Origin of the sequence: Pseudomonas sp. B21-012, assembly GCF_024749305.1 — a bacterium.
Classification (GTDB): domain Bacteria; phylum Pseudomonadota; class Gammaproteobacteria; order Pseudomonadales; family Pseudomonadaceae; genus Aquipseudomonas.
Genome location: NZ_CP087197.1, coordinates 4,758,629 through 4,772,434 on the forward strand (window position 1 = coordinate 4,758,629; position 13,806 = coordinate 4,772,434).

A 13,806-nucleotide genomic window follows, 5' to 3' on the forward strand; every position below is an offset into this window, starting at 1 on the left:
AGCCCGAACAGTTGATTGAGCGCCTCTCGAATCACAAGCGTGGGCCAAGCCAGAGCGCTCTCACAACTGAGTGTAAGAGGGTTCAGCCATGTTGTCTTCTGTTGGAATCGACACTGCCAAAGCCACGTTGGAAATCTGCATCAAACCTCAGAAAATCCGCTTCGAAGTAATCAATGAGCGCCCAGGCTTTGATGTGCTGATCGGGCGACTGAAGGACTTCAAGATCAGCAGAGTGTTGATTGAAGCGACCGGCGGCTACGAGAAAGACGTGCTGATTGCATTGCGCTCGGCCGGTTTCGAAACCATCTGCATCAACCCAGCCCGTGCCCGGAAATTCGCCGAGGCGATGGGTAAAAAAGCCAAAACCGATAAGATCGACGCCGAGGTCCTTGCGGACTTCGCTGCACACCTCAGCGCTCCTCAAGACCAACTAATCAGCCCGGAACGCGAAGAGCTGCGCGAGTTGGTGAAGCAGCGCGCCCAATTTGTGCAGAGCCGTGATGACTACAAACGGCGCCGCCTGCAATGCCGCTCGGCAATGGTGATGGCTCACTTTGATGAGCACATAGAGCAGCTGAAAGTGCTGATCAAACGCCTTGACGAAGAAATTGACCAGGCGATGGTGCAACTGGACGACACCAGGGCGCGTCAGTTGTTGGCGGTGAGCGGAATTGGTCGGGTAACCGCCGCAAATCTGCTCGCCTCACTGCCAGAGCTGGGGCAATTGGACCGCCGTCAGATCGCCGCGCTAGTGGGCGTAGCGCCTTACAACAACGATAGCGGTAGCCATCAAGGGCACCGCCAGATATGGGGTGGCCGGGCGCATGTAAGGCGAGTCCTGTACATGTCGAGCTGGATCATCATCCGTCACAACACGGAATTTAAAGCACGCTACGAAGCACTTCGGGAGCGTGGCAAGTGCGCCAAAGTCGCCCTCGTAGCCTGTATGCGGGTGCTGATCGTCAGGCTGAATGCAATGCTGCGGGACAATACCCCTTGGCGAGTGCAAACAGCCTGATCAAGACAGTTGCTCCCACAGGGCATAGCATCGAACCTGTGGGAGCGGCGGTGCGACGATCCGACTTGACCCGCGATGAAGTCTACACCGCCCTGACTACGTGCTTGATCTCCTGAAACGCACTTAAGCCCCAAGGCCCCAGCTCCCGTCCCAGGCTGCTCTGCTTGTAGCCACCCCAGGCCGTCTGCGGGAAGATCACCTGTGGCGCGTTGATCCACACCAGCCCGGCCTGCAAGGCATTGGCAACCCGCTCGGCAGCCTGCAAGTCACGGCTGAGCACGCTGGCCACCAAGCCGAACTCGGTGTCGTTGGCCAGCGCCAGCGCCTCGGCTTCGGTGGCAAACGAGCGCACACACAGCACCGGACCGAAGATCTCCTCGCGCCACAAGGCGCTGTCCAGTGGCACCTCGGTGAACACCGTCGGGCTGACAAAATAGCCGCAAGGCAGCTGCGCCGGCCGTGAGCCGCCACACAGCAACTGCGCCCCTGCTTGCAGGCCTGCGGCGATATGCGCCTGCACCCTTTGGTACTGGGCCTGGTTGACCAGCGGCCCCATTTCGCTGTCGCCGCTGAACGGCTCGCCGACGCGAATCGATTCGGCACGGGCCTTCAAGGCGTCGATAAACGCCGGGTACAGGGCTTCGGCCACCAGCACCCGGCTGGTCGCCGAACACATCTGCCCGGCATTGAAGAAGCCACCCAGGCAAGCCAGCTCTACTGCCAGTTCGAGGTCGGCGTCCTCGAGCACCAGCAACGGCGACTTGCCGCCCAGCTCAAGGCTCACGCCCTTGACCGTTTCCGCCGCGCGCTGCATGACCTGCACACCCACCGCATTGCTACCGGTGAAGGAAATCTTGGCAACACGCGGATCGGCCGCCAGCGGCGCGCCCACTGCAAGGCCAGTACCACAGACCAGGTTGAACACCCCGTGCGGTAGCCCCGCTTCGGCGATGATTGCCGCCAGTTCCAGCTCGGCCAGCGGCGTGACTTCCGACGGTTTGAGCACCACGCAGCAGCCGGCCGCCAGGGCTGGCGCGAGCTTCCAGGCGGTAGTGACCATGGGGAAGTTCCACGGCACGATCAAGCCGACCACGCCGCACGGTTCACGGCGCACCCGGGCGACAAAGTCTTCGCTGGGCAGCGCCACCGAGCGGTCACGCCCGAGGTTATCGGCAAGCTCCGCGTAATAGCGGAAAGTGGCGACGACATCATCGACATCGATATGGGCTTCAGCCAGCGGCTTGCCGTTGTTGCTGGCTTGCAACTGCACCAGGCGCTCGCGGCGCGCTTCGACGCCCTCGGCAATGGCCCGCAAGATCGCCGCACGGGTCGGCCCGCTGGAGGTGGACCACTCAACAAACGCAGCCTGGGCAGCCAGCGTTGCCCGTTCGACGGCTTCAGCGTCACCCCCGGCAACTTCCGCCAGCATCTGCTCGTTGCTCGGGTTGATTACCGCCAGCGCTTGCGGGCCATGCTGCCAGACGCCTTCGATATAGATGCCAGGCAGCTTGATCATGCGGGCACCGCCTGCATCCAGGTGGCCTGGTCGATTTCGATCAGGCTCGGGCCTTTGCGATCGCAAGCCTGGCGCAAGGCTTCACGCAACTGGGCAAGGTCACCCACCGATTCGGCGCTGCAGCCCAGGGCCTTGGCCACGCCAATAAAGTCAGGGGTGTAGATGTCGACACCGACCGGTTCGATGGCGCGGTTGACCATGTAGCGCTTGATCTCTTCGTAGCCCTGGTTGTTCCACAACAGCACGATCAGCGGCACCTGCGCCTCACGGGCACTGGCCAGCTCCGGCAGGGTGAACTGCAAGCCACCGTCACCGATCAGGCACACCACCGGCGCGCGCTCGGCCGCCACTTCAGCGCTACCCAGCCAGGCGCCCATGGCTGCCGGCAGGGCGTAACCGAGGGTACCGTAGCCGGTCGAGGCGTTGAACCAACGCCGCGGTTGGTCCATGTCCAGGGTCAGGTTGCCGGTGTACACCGGCTGTGTCGAATCGCCGACCAGCACTGCGCCGGGCAGGGTTTCGAGGAGGGTTGTGAGCATGCGCGTCTGGCTGCGCATCGGCAGGTCGCGCTCGGCTTGCAGCACCTCACGCAGGTGCGCGGCACGGGCCGCACCCCATTCGGCGCCGCGCACCGGGGCCGGTTGCTCGGCCAGGGCGACCAGCAGGGCCTGGGTGGCGATGGTCGAATCGGCGACCAAAGCGACCTTCGGCGGGTAGTTGCGCACGGTCTGGTCGGGGTCGATGTCGATGCGCAGCAGCTCACCGGGGATCTCGAAACCGCCCTTGAAGGTCACGTCGTAGTCGGTCTCGGCAAGCTCGGTACCGATCGCCAGCACCACATCGGCCTCGGCGACCAGGGCGCGGGTGGCCACCAGCGACTGGGTCGAGCCGATCTGCAGCGGGTGGCTGGCCGGCAGTACGCCCTTGGCGTTGATGGTCAGCGCTACCGGGGCCTGCAGGTATTCAGCCAGGCGAGTCAGCGCGGCGCTGGCGTCAATGGCGCCACCTCCGGCGAGAATCAGTGGCCGCCGGGCGGCAGCGAGCATGGCGGCCATTTGCGCAACCGGCGCAGGCGCGGCGCCAGCACGGGCGATGCGCACTGGCGTACAGGCCAGCAGGTGATCGGCGTCCTCGACCAGTACATCCAGCGGAATCTCGATATGCACCGGGCGTGGCCGGGCGCCATCGAACACGGCAAAGGCACGGGCCAGCACCGACGGCAGGTCATCGGCGCTCATCAGCGTATGGGAAAACGCCGCCACGCCGGCCACCAGGTTGCTTTGCGCCGGCAGCTCGTGCAGCTTGCCGCGCCCGCCACCCAGCTGGTCTCGTGACTGTACGCTGGAAATCACCAGCATCGGGATCGAATCGGCATAGGCCTGGCCCATGGCGGTGGTGATGTTGGTCATGCCCGGGCCGGTGATGATGAAGCACACACCCGGCTTGCCACGGGTACGCGCATAGCCGTCAGCCATGAAACCGGCGCCCTGCTCGTGGCGCGGAGTGATGTGGCGGATACTCGAGCCTGCCAGCCCGCGATAGAGTTCCACGGTATGCACGCCGGGAATTCCAAAGACATGGTCTACGCCATAGCCTTCAAGGAGTTTGACCAGTACTTCGCCGCAAGTCGCCATGATCGTGTGCCTGTAATTGTTCGGGAAACAGCCTGTATTGGACCGCCCGACGGCTACCTGCACAATGCAAAAAAGCTCATACTAGCCATGTTCCCAAGTCATGGCTCCAACTGATGAAACGCCTGCCTCCATTGCCTGCGCTGCACACCTTTCTGGTCACCGCCCAGTGCTGCAACTTCACCCGCGCCGCGCAATTGCTGCACATCACCCAGGGTGCGGTGAGCCGGCAGATTGCCGGCCTTGAAGAGCACCTGGGTTATCCGCTGTTTTTACGCCAGGCCCGCGGCCTGAGCCTGACCCGCGAAGGCCAGGACTGGCTGCCGCGGGTGCAGCAGGTGTTCGCCCTGATCGAGGAAGGTGTGCAACAGGTCGGTGCGCGCAGCACCACCTTGCAGCTCAAGGCCCCGACGTGTGTGATGCGCTGGCTGCTGCCACGGCTGATGGAATGGCAGGCGCTGCGCCCGGAGGTGCCGGTGGAGCTGACCACCACGGTGCAGCACGGGGTGGATTTTCGTCGGGAAGTGTTCGATGCGGCGGTGGTCTATGGCGCCCGGCCCAACCATGGCCTGCAGACCCAGAAACTCTTTGATGAACAACTGACGCCGGTGTGCGCGCCGCAACTGCTGAGCGGCGCCCTGCCCTTGCAACAGGTCGCCGACCTTAATCAGCACATGCTCCTGCACCCGACCCGCGACCAGCGCGACTGGAATGCCTGGCTCAATGCCGCCGGGGCGAACCTGCCCCGGCAGGGCAAGGGCCAGCATTTCGAAACCCTGGACACGGCCATGGCCATGGCCTCTCAGGGCACCGGGGTGGCCATCGGCGACTGGTCGCTGATCGGTGATGACCTCAAGTGCGGACGGCTGGTGATGCCGTTCCCGCTCAAGGTCAGCACTGGCCAGGCCTATTACCTGGTGCGACCGCAAGGGTCGGCTTCAGCGGCTTTGCTGGAGCTGCTCGCCTGGTTGTGCGAGCAGGCCCAGGCCCCTCAGTAACCGACAGTGAAGCGCTGGCGCGAGTGCGCCGGTTTCTCCACTTCATCGAGCATGGCAATGGCGTAGTCGGCAAAAGTGATCCAGCTCTTGCCGTCGGCGCCGATCAGCAGGTGATCCTTGCCCAGTTTGTAAGCGCCGCGGCGCTCACCTTCGACGAATTCGGCCGAAGGTGAGAGGAAAGTCCAGTCCAGCTCCTGTTCCTGACGCAGAGTGTCAAGGTAGTGGCCGCCGGCGGTGGCTTCAGCCTTGTAGGCCTCGGGAAAGTCCGGGCTGTCGATGACCTTGTGCCCCGACGGCAGCAACAGGCTGCCGGCCCCGCCTACTACCAGCAGGCGCTTGACCCCGGCGCGCTTGACCGGCTCGATGATGGCCTGCGGCTTGATGCTGGAAAAGTGTGCGGCGCTCAGTACCACGTCGTGGCCAGCGACTGCCTGTTCAAGGGCGGCGGCATCGCTGACGTCCAGCGCCACGCTTTTCACCCTCTCACGCCCCTGCAGTTTCGACGGGTCTCGGGCAATGGCGGTAACGCTGTGGCCGCGGCGCAGGGCCTCTTCCAGCAACTGGCTGCCAGCACGGCCGGTAGCCCCAATGATTGCGATCTTGCTCATGGACATTCTCCAGTCAGGATTGAACAACGCTTACCACTTCATCTCGCCCTTGGCGACCTTGGCGCCGAGCTCCAGCGAGCTCTCTTCGCCCAGGTCCGGGTAACGCTTTTTCATCGCCGCGATCAGTTCGGCGGCGTTGCCAGCCTTGGCGGTTTCTTCGTCGAAGGCCCGGATATAGTCCGCAGTGAACTGCACCGCCTTGAGCGAACGGCTGCTCTGGCCCAGGTAGTGGCCAGGGATCACGGTGTCGGGCTTGAGCTGCTCGATACGCTTGAGGGTCGCCAGCCAGTCCTTGTGCGATTGCGCCGACTGCGTGTCGGCCATCCACACGTGCAGGTTCTCGGCGACTACCACGCCACCGACCACCGCCTTGATCGATGGAATCCACACGAAACTGCGGTCCGGTTGCGGGCCGTCGAGGCCAACCACTTGCAGGCGCTGGCCTTCAAGCTTGAGCTCGGTACCTTGCAGCACTTGCGGCACGATCAGCTTCGCCGGCTTGTCGGCGCCCATCTGCGGGCCCCAGTAGGCCAGCTTGCCATCCATGGTCTGCTTGATATGGGCGACGGTCGCCGCCGAGGCCACGACTTTGGCCTTGGGGTAGGCGTCGGTCAGGGTCTGCAGGCCGAAGTAGTAGTCCGGGTCACCGTGGCTGATATAGATAGTGGTCAGTTGCTTGCCGCTCGCTTGCAGCTTGGCCAGTACCTGTTCGGCCTGGGCCTTGCCGAACTGGGCGTCAACGAGGATGGCGTCATGCTTGCCGCTGACGATCACCGAACTGACCGGAAACAGGGCATTGCTACCCGGATTGTAGACATCCAGGTTAAGCGGCTCGGCGGCCAAAGCCTGGGCCATGACCCCAAGGGTGGCAAAGGCGAGCAACAAGCGGCGCAGGGAGAACGAACGAGGCATCAAGGTGATTCCTGTGAAGTGGGCAATGAGCAACAGCTTAGTTGCACGATCCGCCACAAAAAATGCGATGCTTAGGATTAGTTTGTTTCTGAAAGCGGGCAAATCATGGATCGTCTGACAGCAATGCGGGTCTTCGTCAGCGTGGTCGACCTGGGCAGCCAATCGGCTGCCGCCGACCACCTGGAACTCTCCCGGCCGGTGGTTTCCCGCTACCTGGCCGAGCTTGAGGACTGGGTCGGCGCGCGCCTGATGCAGCGCACCACCAGGCGCCTGAGCCTGACCGCCGCCGGCCAGGAAACCCTGCCGCGCTGCCGGCAGATGCTCGAGCTTGCCGGCGACCTGCAGGCCGCGGTCAGTACCCCCAACGATGCACCGCGCGGCGAGTTGCGCATCAGCGTCAGCACCTCGTTCGGCCAGGCACAGTTGATGGACGCCGTAGCCGACTACGTCAAACGCTATCCCGGGGTAAAGATCGACCTGCAGATGCTCGACCGCACGGTGAACCTGGTGGATGAGCGCATCGACCTGGCGATCCGCACCAGCAACGACCTGGACCCGAACCTGATCGCCCGGCGCCTGAGCGTATGCCGCTCGGTGATCTGCGCCTCGCCCGCCTACCTGCGCCAGCACCCGGCGCCGCAGCAGGTGCAAGAGCTCAGCCAGCACAACTGCCTGACCCATTCCTACTTCGGTCGCAGCCTGTGGCATTTCGACGTGGCTGGCGAGGTGGTGTCGGTACCGGTGCAAGGCAACATCAGCGCCAACGAAGCCATGACCCTGCAACGGGCGGCGCTGGCTGGCGCCGGTGTGGCCATGCTGCCGACCTACCAGGCTGCCGGCGCCCTGCGCAGTGGCGAGCTGGTTCGCCTGCTGCCCCGGGCCAAGCCGCGCGAGCTGAACCTCAACGCCGTGTACACCTCGCGCAAGCACATGCCGGCGACCCTGCGCAGCATGCTCGACTTTCTCGCCGAGCGCTTTACCGCCGAGCCTATCTGGGACCAGGACCTGCTCTAGACGGGCACACCCGGCCAAGCTGACCTATGCTTTGAATAGCACCTGTAGGTGGTTGGCAGGAGGTGAGCATCATGGGCGTCAAATCCAGAAAATGCGCCGTTATCTGTGCCATGGCCGCTGCGGTCGGCTTGTATGCCACCGCCGCCTGGCGGGTTGAACAGATCCGCAATCAACCCTACTCGGCCGCCAGCTGCAGCCTGGCGCACTGCGTGCCGCACACCGCGACGCTGAGCGCACTCAAGTAGGTGATTGCCCGGGCTGGTGACGAAAGTCACTGGGCGCCTTGCCGGTCAGGCGGCGGAAGAACCGCGAGAAATACGCAGGGTCGGCAAAGCCCAGGCTGTCGGCCAGTTGCTTGATGCTCAGGCTGGTATAGATCAGCTCGCGCTTGGCTTCGAGCAACAGGCGTTGATGAATGATCTGCAAGGCCGACTGTCCGGCCAGTTCGCGGCAGATGCTGTTCAGGTGTGCCACCGAAATCCCCACCTCATGGGCCAGCGCCTCGACGCTCGGCTGCTGACGAAACTGCGCCTCGACCAGCGTGTTGAAACTCTGCAGATACTCACGCCCGCGCGCCACCGCCAGGCCCTGGCCATGACGCTGCAAGCATTGACGACTGATCCACACCACCAACAGGTTGATCAATGAGCGCAACTGCAAATCGCGCCCGGGCAGGTCCCGCTGGTACTCCTGCTGCAAGGCGCTGAACAGGCTGTAGAGATAGTTGCGATCGTCGCCTGCCAGGTAGGTGCCGGCCTGGGCCAGGGCCGCTGGTGCGCCGGCCAGTTGCGTGTGCAGCAGGTTGACCAGCGGCGCCGCCAGCGTCACCACGTAGCCGTCGACATCGCTGGAAAAACGAAAGCCGTGCACGCACAGCGCCGGTACCACCTGGATCGCGGCCTGCTCCAGACGCCGCACCTGGCCTTCGACTTCGATCTCGGCCTGGCCGGCATAAAGGAACAGCAGTTGGCACAGATCGGCGTGCCGATGGGGCTCGATTTCCCAGTCGTGCAAGCGGCTGCGCGCCGGGATCGACTCGCAGTGCAGCAGGTCCGGGGTCGGCCACTGCAACTGTTCGCCATACAGTTTGAATACCGGTATCGACGCCTTGCTCATTGATCAACTGGCTCCAGGGCAATGCCCGATAATCGCACTGATTAGTGAAAAGTCCTGCTTCCTGCGGTTTTTATCCCTTCTTCGCCCGTCTTTCCAAGCGAAAAATGCAAGCACAACAATCATAAGCTGCTTTCGGCCCTGCGCTGAAGCTTGCCTGGGATAACAACCATGAAGACTCAAGTCGCCATTATCGGTGCCGGCCCTGCCGGACTGCTGCTCGGCCAGTTGCTGCACAAGGCCGGGATTGCCAACGTCATCGTCGAGCGCCAGAGCGCCGACTACGTGCTCGGGCGCATCCGTGCCGGGGTGCTGGAACAAGGCATGGTCCAATTGCTGCGCGAAGCCGGCGTCGGTGCGCGCATGGATGCCGAGGGTTTGCCCCACAGCGGTTTTGAACTGGCCTTCGACGGGCGCCGCGAACACATCGACCTCAAGGGCCTGACCGGCGGCAAAGGGGTGATGATCTACGGCCAGACCGAAGTCACCCGTGACCTGATGCAAGCGCGCCAGGCCTGCGGCGCCGTGACGGTCTATCAAGCCGACAACGTCCGGCCCCATGACCTGAAGGCCGAGCACCCTTACCTGACCTTCGAAAAAAACGGCGAAGTGCTTCGCCTGGACTGCGACTACATTGCTGGCTGCGACGGCTACCACGGCATCGCCCGGCAATCGATTCCCGCCGAGGCACTGAAGATTTTCGAGCGGGTCTACCCGTTCGGCTGGCTCGGCGTGCTGGCCGATACCCCGCCGGTCAGCGACGAACTGGTGTACGCCCGCCACGAGCGCGGCTTCGCCCTGTGCAGCATGCGCTCGCCGACCCGCACTCGCTATTACGTGCAGGTGGCGGCTGAAGAAAAGGTCGAGGACTGGTCCGATGAGCGCTTCTGGACTGAACTGAAATCGCGCCTGCCCACGGATCTTGCCGAGCGCCTGGTGACCGGCCCGTCAATCGAGAAAAGCATCGCGCCGCTGCGCAGTTTCGTGGTCGAACCCATGCAGTACGGCAAGCTGTTCCTGCTCGGCGACGCCGCGCACATCGTCCCGCCCACCGGCGCCAAGGGCCTGAACCTGGCGGCCAGCGATGTCAGCACCTTGTACAACATCCTGCGCAAGGTCTACGGCGAAGGTCGCACCGATCTGCTCGAGCGCTACTCGCAGATCTGCCTGCGGCGGATCTGGAAAGCCGAACGGTTTTCCTGGTGGATGACCTCCATGCTGCATCGATTCCCGGACAGCGACGCCTTCAGCCAGCGTATCCAGCAAACCGAGCTTGAGTATTACGTGAGCTCCGCAGCCGGTCGCACAACACTGGCAGAAAACTACGTCGGCCTGCCCTACGAGCCAATCGAAGAAGACGCTTAGCAAGCTATCGAGTAGACTGGTCAGCACCTGTTCCCGCAGCGTAACGGCTGCGGGCTTCACCTGCCCCCGAGCTGGCCCGTGACTCAACTGAACACTCCGCAACCGGTGCTGCGCAGCGTGCTCGTCGCGCTGATGCTGGCGATCTTCCTCGGCGCCCTCGACCAGACCATCGTCGCCGTGTCGATGCCGGCGATTTCGGCGCAATTCAACGACGTCGGCCTGCTCGCCTGGGTGATTTCCGGCTACATGGTGGCCATGACCGTAGCGGTGCCGATCTACGGCAAGCTCGGCGACTTGTACGGCCGGCGGCGGATGATTCTTACCGGCACTGCGCTGTTTACCCTGGCGTCGATCTTCTGCGCACTGGCGCAGAACATGGAGCAACTGGTGCTCGCGCGGGTGCTGCAGGGTATCGGCGCCGGCGGCATGGTCTCGGTCAGCCAGGCGATCATCGGCGACTTCGTGCCGCCGCGCGAACGCGGCCGTTACCAGGGCTATTTCAGCAGCATGTACGCCCTGGCCAGTGTCGCCGGGCCGGTGCTGGGCGGAATACTCACCGAATACCTGTCGTGGCGCTGGGTGTTCTGGCTCAACCTGCCGCTGGGCCTGACCGCCTGGTGGGTGACCCGCCGAGCCCTGCGCAGCCTGCAGGTGCCTACACGCAAGGCGCAGGTCGATTACCTCGGCGCCGCGCTGCTGATTCTTGGCCTGGGCAGCCTGCTGCTGGGCATCACCCTGATCGGCCAGGGCCAGCCCTGGGATTCTGCGCAAGTGGCCAGCCTGCTCGGCAGTGCGCTGATCGGCCTGCTGCTGTTCGTACTGCATGAACAGCGAACCGCCGAACCGCTGCTGCCGCTCAAGCTGTTCGCCAATCGCATCGCCACCCTGTGCTGGTGCACGATTTTCTTTACCAGCTTCCAGGCCATCTCGCTGACCATGCTGATGCCGCTGCGCTACCAGAGCATCACCGGTGCCGGCGCCGACAGCGCCGCGTTGCACCTGCTGCCGCTGGCCATCGGCTTGCCCATCGGCGCTTATTGCGGCGGCCGCATGACTTCGCACACAGGGCGCTACAAACCGCAGATTCTCGGCGGCGCACTGCTGATGCCGTTTGCCATCGTCGGCATGGCCTTCAGCCCACCGCAGGCAGCCTGGTTCAGTGGCGTGTTCATGTTGTTGACCGGCATTGCCTCGGGCCTGCAGTTCCCCACCTCGCTGGTGGCAACCCAGAGTGCGGTAGAACCGCGAGATATCGGCGTGGCCACCAGTACCACCAACCTGTTCCGCTCACTGGGCGGGGCCATGGGCGTGGCTATCATGTCCACCCTGTTGCTGGCGATGCTGGCCGAGGGCGGCTTGAGCCTGGCCGGCGATGCCCTGCTTGGCAGCCTGCAGGCAGGCGAACCGACCGCGGCAATGCAGGCTGAATTGCTGCTGACCTTTCGCAACCTGCTGCTCGGCAGCGCGGCAGTTTCACTGCTGGGGCTGACGGCGGCGCTGGCCTTGCCTGACAGACAATTGCGCGGCCGCCCGTAAGACCTTATAACTGACGTGGAAACAAATGATCACAAAGCTTCACAAAGTCTCATTTGCGCAAGGCGGGGCTCAAGCGCAGCATATCCAGCCCGGTATCGATCCACTGCTCGGCCTGGTTGAGCAGGTCGAAGCTGTCGGGCAGCAGTAGCCAGCGGCGAATCAGTCCGTCTATATAGGCATAGATGGCCAGCGCTGCGCGCTCTGGGTCCACGTCGGCGGGCAGTTGCCCGCGCTTGACTGCATTGCCCAGCGACAACGCAATATGGGCATGACATTCGATCGTCGAGGCCTGCCGTTGCTGGCGGATCTCGCACATATCATCGGTGAACTCGCATTTGTGATGCAGAATTTCATTGATTCGCCGGGTCTTCGGATCGAGCACCATCTGGTGCATCAAGCGTACCAGCAGCTTGCGCATGCAGCCGAGCGGGTCGAGTTCATCCTCGCTTTCGCTGGCCCGGGCCAGGGCGTCCAGCGGCTCGTGCAGGCTGTCGAGCATGGCCTGCACCAGTTCGGCCTTGTCGTTGAAGTGCCAGTAGATAGCACCGCGGGTTACACCCGCCTCCTTGGCGATATCGGCCAGGGTGGTACGCGCTACCCCGCGTTTGTAGAAGGCCTTTTCCGCAGCTTCGAGAATCTGGGCGCGGGTTTCCTGGGCTTCTTCTTTGGTTCGACGGACCATGGCAGTACAACCTCATCAGGCCCGGGCACGCACGCAGGGTGCCTGGGAGTCGGGCCGGGTCAGCCTCTGCAGGCTGTTACCGGCTGTATTAATTTGGGGGCTCGCATTGGCTGAACACGTCGCCTGCGAGGTATTTACAAACAACCATGAATGTAAGTATATTCCTTAGCAAGCTATTTATCCACTCGACAGCATTTTTTATAGCGCACCCTTTCCATTATTCTTGAGCGTCTTCAGCTCTTGCGACCCGAGGATCTTCATGCAATTCAAGCCAGCTGTTACCGCTCTGGTTTCCGCCGTCGCCCTGGCAACACTGCTCAGCGGCTGTAAAAAGGAAGAGGCGGCGCCTGCGGCGCAAGCTCCTCAGGTCGGCGTCGTAACCCTGCAAACCCAGGCCTATACCCTGACATCCGACCTCCCCGGCCGTACCACTGCGTACCGCATCGCCGAGGTTCGCCCACAGGTCAACGGCATCATTCTCAAACGTCTGTTCAAGGAAGGCAGCGAGGTCAAAGACGGCCAGCAGCTGTACCAGATCGACCCGTCGGTGTACGAGGCGACCCTGAACAGCGCCCAGGCCAACCTGCAATCGACCCGTTCGCTGTCCGAGCGTTACAAGCAGCTGGTCAACGAACAGGCTGTCAGCCGCCAGGAATACGACGACGCCCAAGCCAAACGTTTGCAGGCTGAAGCCTCGCTGCGCAGTGCCCAGATCGACCTGCGCTACACCAAGGTCCTGGCGCCCATCAGCGGCCGTATCGGCCGCTCTTCGGTAACCGAAGGCGCGCTGGTCAACAACGGCCAGGCCGAAGCCATGGCCGTTATCCAGCAGCTCGACCCGATCTATGTCGACGTCACCCAGTCCTCGGCCGAGCTGCTCAAACTGCGCCGCGAGCTGGAAAGCGGCCAGTTGCAGAAGGTCGGCGACAACGCCGCCAAGGTCACCCTGACCCTGGAAGACGGCAGCACCTACGCCAAGGAAGGTCGCCTGGAGTTCTCCGAAGTCTCGGTTGACCAGACCACCGGCTCCGTGACCCTGCGCGCCGTGTTCCCCAACCCCGAGCACAACCTGCTGCCGGGCATGTTCGTGCATGCGCGCCTGGCTGCCGGGGTCAACAGCGCCGCCATCCTCGCGCCGCAGCAAGGCGTGACCCGCGACCTCAAGGGCCAGCCGACCGCGTTGATCGTCAACAAGGACAACAAGGTCGAGCTGCGTCAGCTCAAGGCCAGCCGTACCGTCGGTAGCGACTGGCTGATCGAGGAAGGCCTGAACCCGGGCGACCGCCTGATCACCGAAGGCCTGCAGTTCGTCAAGCCGGGCGTCGAGGTCAAGGTCAGCGAAGCCACCAACGTCAAGCCTGCCCAGCCAACCCAGGCCAATGCAACGACTGCAGGGGCCAAAGGGGAGTAAAC

The 13,806-nt window shown here is 63.4% G+C and carries 13 protein-coding genes; 7 read left to right on the forward strand and 6 right to left on the reverse strand.

What is annotated here, in order from left to right; genetic code table 11:
• Positions 1-88: 88 nt before the first annotated feature.
• Positions 89-1,018 (forward strand): transposase, encoded by a 930-nt coding sequence (locus LOY37_RS21690; protein WP_258715096.1) that lies wholly within the window; start codon positions 89-91, stop codon positions 1,016-1,018.
• Between the two features lie 82 nt (positions 1,019-1,100).
• On the opposite strand, the gene LOY37_RS21695 is transcribed toward LOY37_RS21690, so the two are convergent.
• Both LOY37_RS21695 and LOY37_RS21700 read right to left on the reverse strand, forming a co-directional pair.
• A complete protein-coding gene (locus LOY37_RS21695) occupies positions 1,101-2,534 on the reverse strand; it encodes an aldehyde dehydrogenase family protein (RefSeq protein ID WP_258715694.1) in 1,434 nt (477 codons plus the stop codon).
• Positions 2,531-4,168, reverse strand: coding sequence for a 5-guanidino-2-oxopentanoate decarboxylase (locus tag LOY37_RS21700; RefSeq protein WP_258715695.1), 1,638 nt, complete (start codon positions 4,166-4,168; stop codon positions 2,531-2,533). The genes LOY37_RS21695 and LOY37_RS21700 overlap by 4 nt, the downstream gene beginning before the upstream one ends.
• Positions 4,169-4,281: 113 nt before the next feature.
• On the opposite strand from LOY37_RS21700, the gene LOY37_RS21705 reads away from it, so the two are divergent.
• A complete protein-coding gene (locus LOY37_RS21705; protein ID WP_258715696.1) occupies positions 4,282-5,163 on the forward strand; it encodes a LysR substrate-binding domain-containing protein in 882 nt (293 codons plus the stop codon).
• Here LOY37_RS21705 and LOY37_RS21710 read toward each other — a convergent pair.
• Positions 5,157-5,771, reverse strand: a complete 615-nt coding sequence (locus LOY37_RS21710) for an NAD(P)-dependent oxidoreductase (RefSeq protein ID WP_258715697.1) — start codon at positions 5,769-5,771, stop codon at positions 5,157-5,159. The two genes, LOY37_RS21705 and LOY37_RS21710, sit on opposite strands and share 7 nt — an antisense overlap.
• A gap of 30 nt (positions 5,772-5,801) precedes the next feature.
• Positions 5,802-6,683 carry an MBL fold metallo-hydrolase gene (locus tag LOY37_RS21715; protein WP_258715698.1) on the reverse strand — a complete coding sequence of 294 codons (882 nt, stop codon included), beginning with the start codon at positions 6,681-6,683 and terminating at the stop codon, positions 5,802-5,804.
• 105 nt (positions 6,684-6,788) lie between these two features.
• Here LOY37_RS21715 and LOY37_RS21720 point away from each other — a divergent pair, with 105 nt between their 5' ends.
• Both LOY37_RS21720 and LOY37_RS21725 read left to right on the forward strand, forming a co-directional pair.
• Complete coding sequence (locus LOY37_RS21720; protein ID WP_045197516.1) at positions 6,789-7,697, forward strand: LysR family transcriptional regulator; 909 nt, start codon at positions 6,789-6,791, stop codon at positions 7,695-7,697.
• A gap of 71 nt (positions 7,698-7,768) precedes the next feature.
• On the forward strand, positions 7,769-7,942 hold the full coding sequence (locus tag LOY37_RS21725; protein ID WP_184959330.1) for a hypothetical protein: 174 nt from the start codon (positions 7,769-7,771) through the stop codon (positions 7,940-7,942).
• Here LOY37_RS21725 and LOY37_RS21730 read toward each other — a convergent pair.
• The gene (locus tag LOY37_RS21730) at positions 7,935-8,813 is read right to left on the reverse strand and encodes a helix-turn-helix domain-containing protein (RefSeq protein WP_258715699.1); all 879 of its coding nucleotides are present in this window, start codon (positions 8,811-8,813) and stop codon (positions 7,935-7,937) included. The genes LOY37_RS21725 and LOY37_RS21730 overlap by 8 nt on opposite strands.
• A 168-nt stretch (positions 8,814-8,981) precedes the next feature.
• Between LOY37_RS21730 and pobA the strand changes: the two genes are divergently transcribed.
• Both pobA and LOY37_RS21740 read left to right on the forward strand, forming a co-directional pair.
• Positions 8,982-10,175, forward strand: a complete 1,194-nt coding sequence (gene pobA, locus LOY37_RS21735; RefSeq protein WP_258715700.1) for a 4-hydroxybenzoate 3-monooxygenase — start codon at positions 8,982-8,984, stop codon at positions 10,173-10,175.
• Positions 10,176-10,253: 78 nt separating this feature from the next.
• Entirely contained in the window at positions 10,254-11,711 is a 1,458-nt protein-coding gene (locus LOY37_RS21740) for an MDR family MFS transporter (RefSeq protein WP_408980671.1), read from the forward strand.
• A 49-nt stretch (positions 11,712-11,760) separates the two neighbouring features.
• Here the strand turns inward: LOY37_RS21740 and LOY37_RS21745 are convergent, their stop codons facing one another.
• Positions 11,761-12,393 carry a TetR family transcriptional regulator gene (locus LOY37_RS21745; RefSeq protein WP_045197509.1) on the reverse strand — a complete coding sequence of 211 codons (633 nt, stop codon included), beginning with the start codon at positions 12,391-12,393 and terminating at the stop codon, positions 11,761-11,763.
• Positions 12,394-12,652: 259 nt separating this feature from the next.
• On the opposite strand from LOY37_RS21745, the gene LOY37_RS21750 reads away from it, so the two are divergent.
• Positions 12,653-13,804, forward strand: coding sequence for an efflux RND transporter periplasmic adaptor subunit (locus LOY37_RS21750; RefSeq protein WP_093379951.1), 1,152 nt, complete (start codon positions 12,653-12,655; stop codon positions 13,802-13,804).
• Positions 13,805-13,806: the final 2 nt, after the last annotated feature.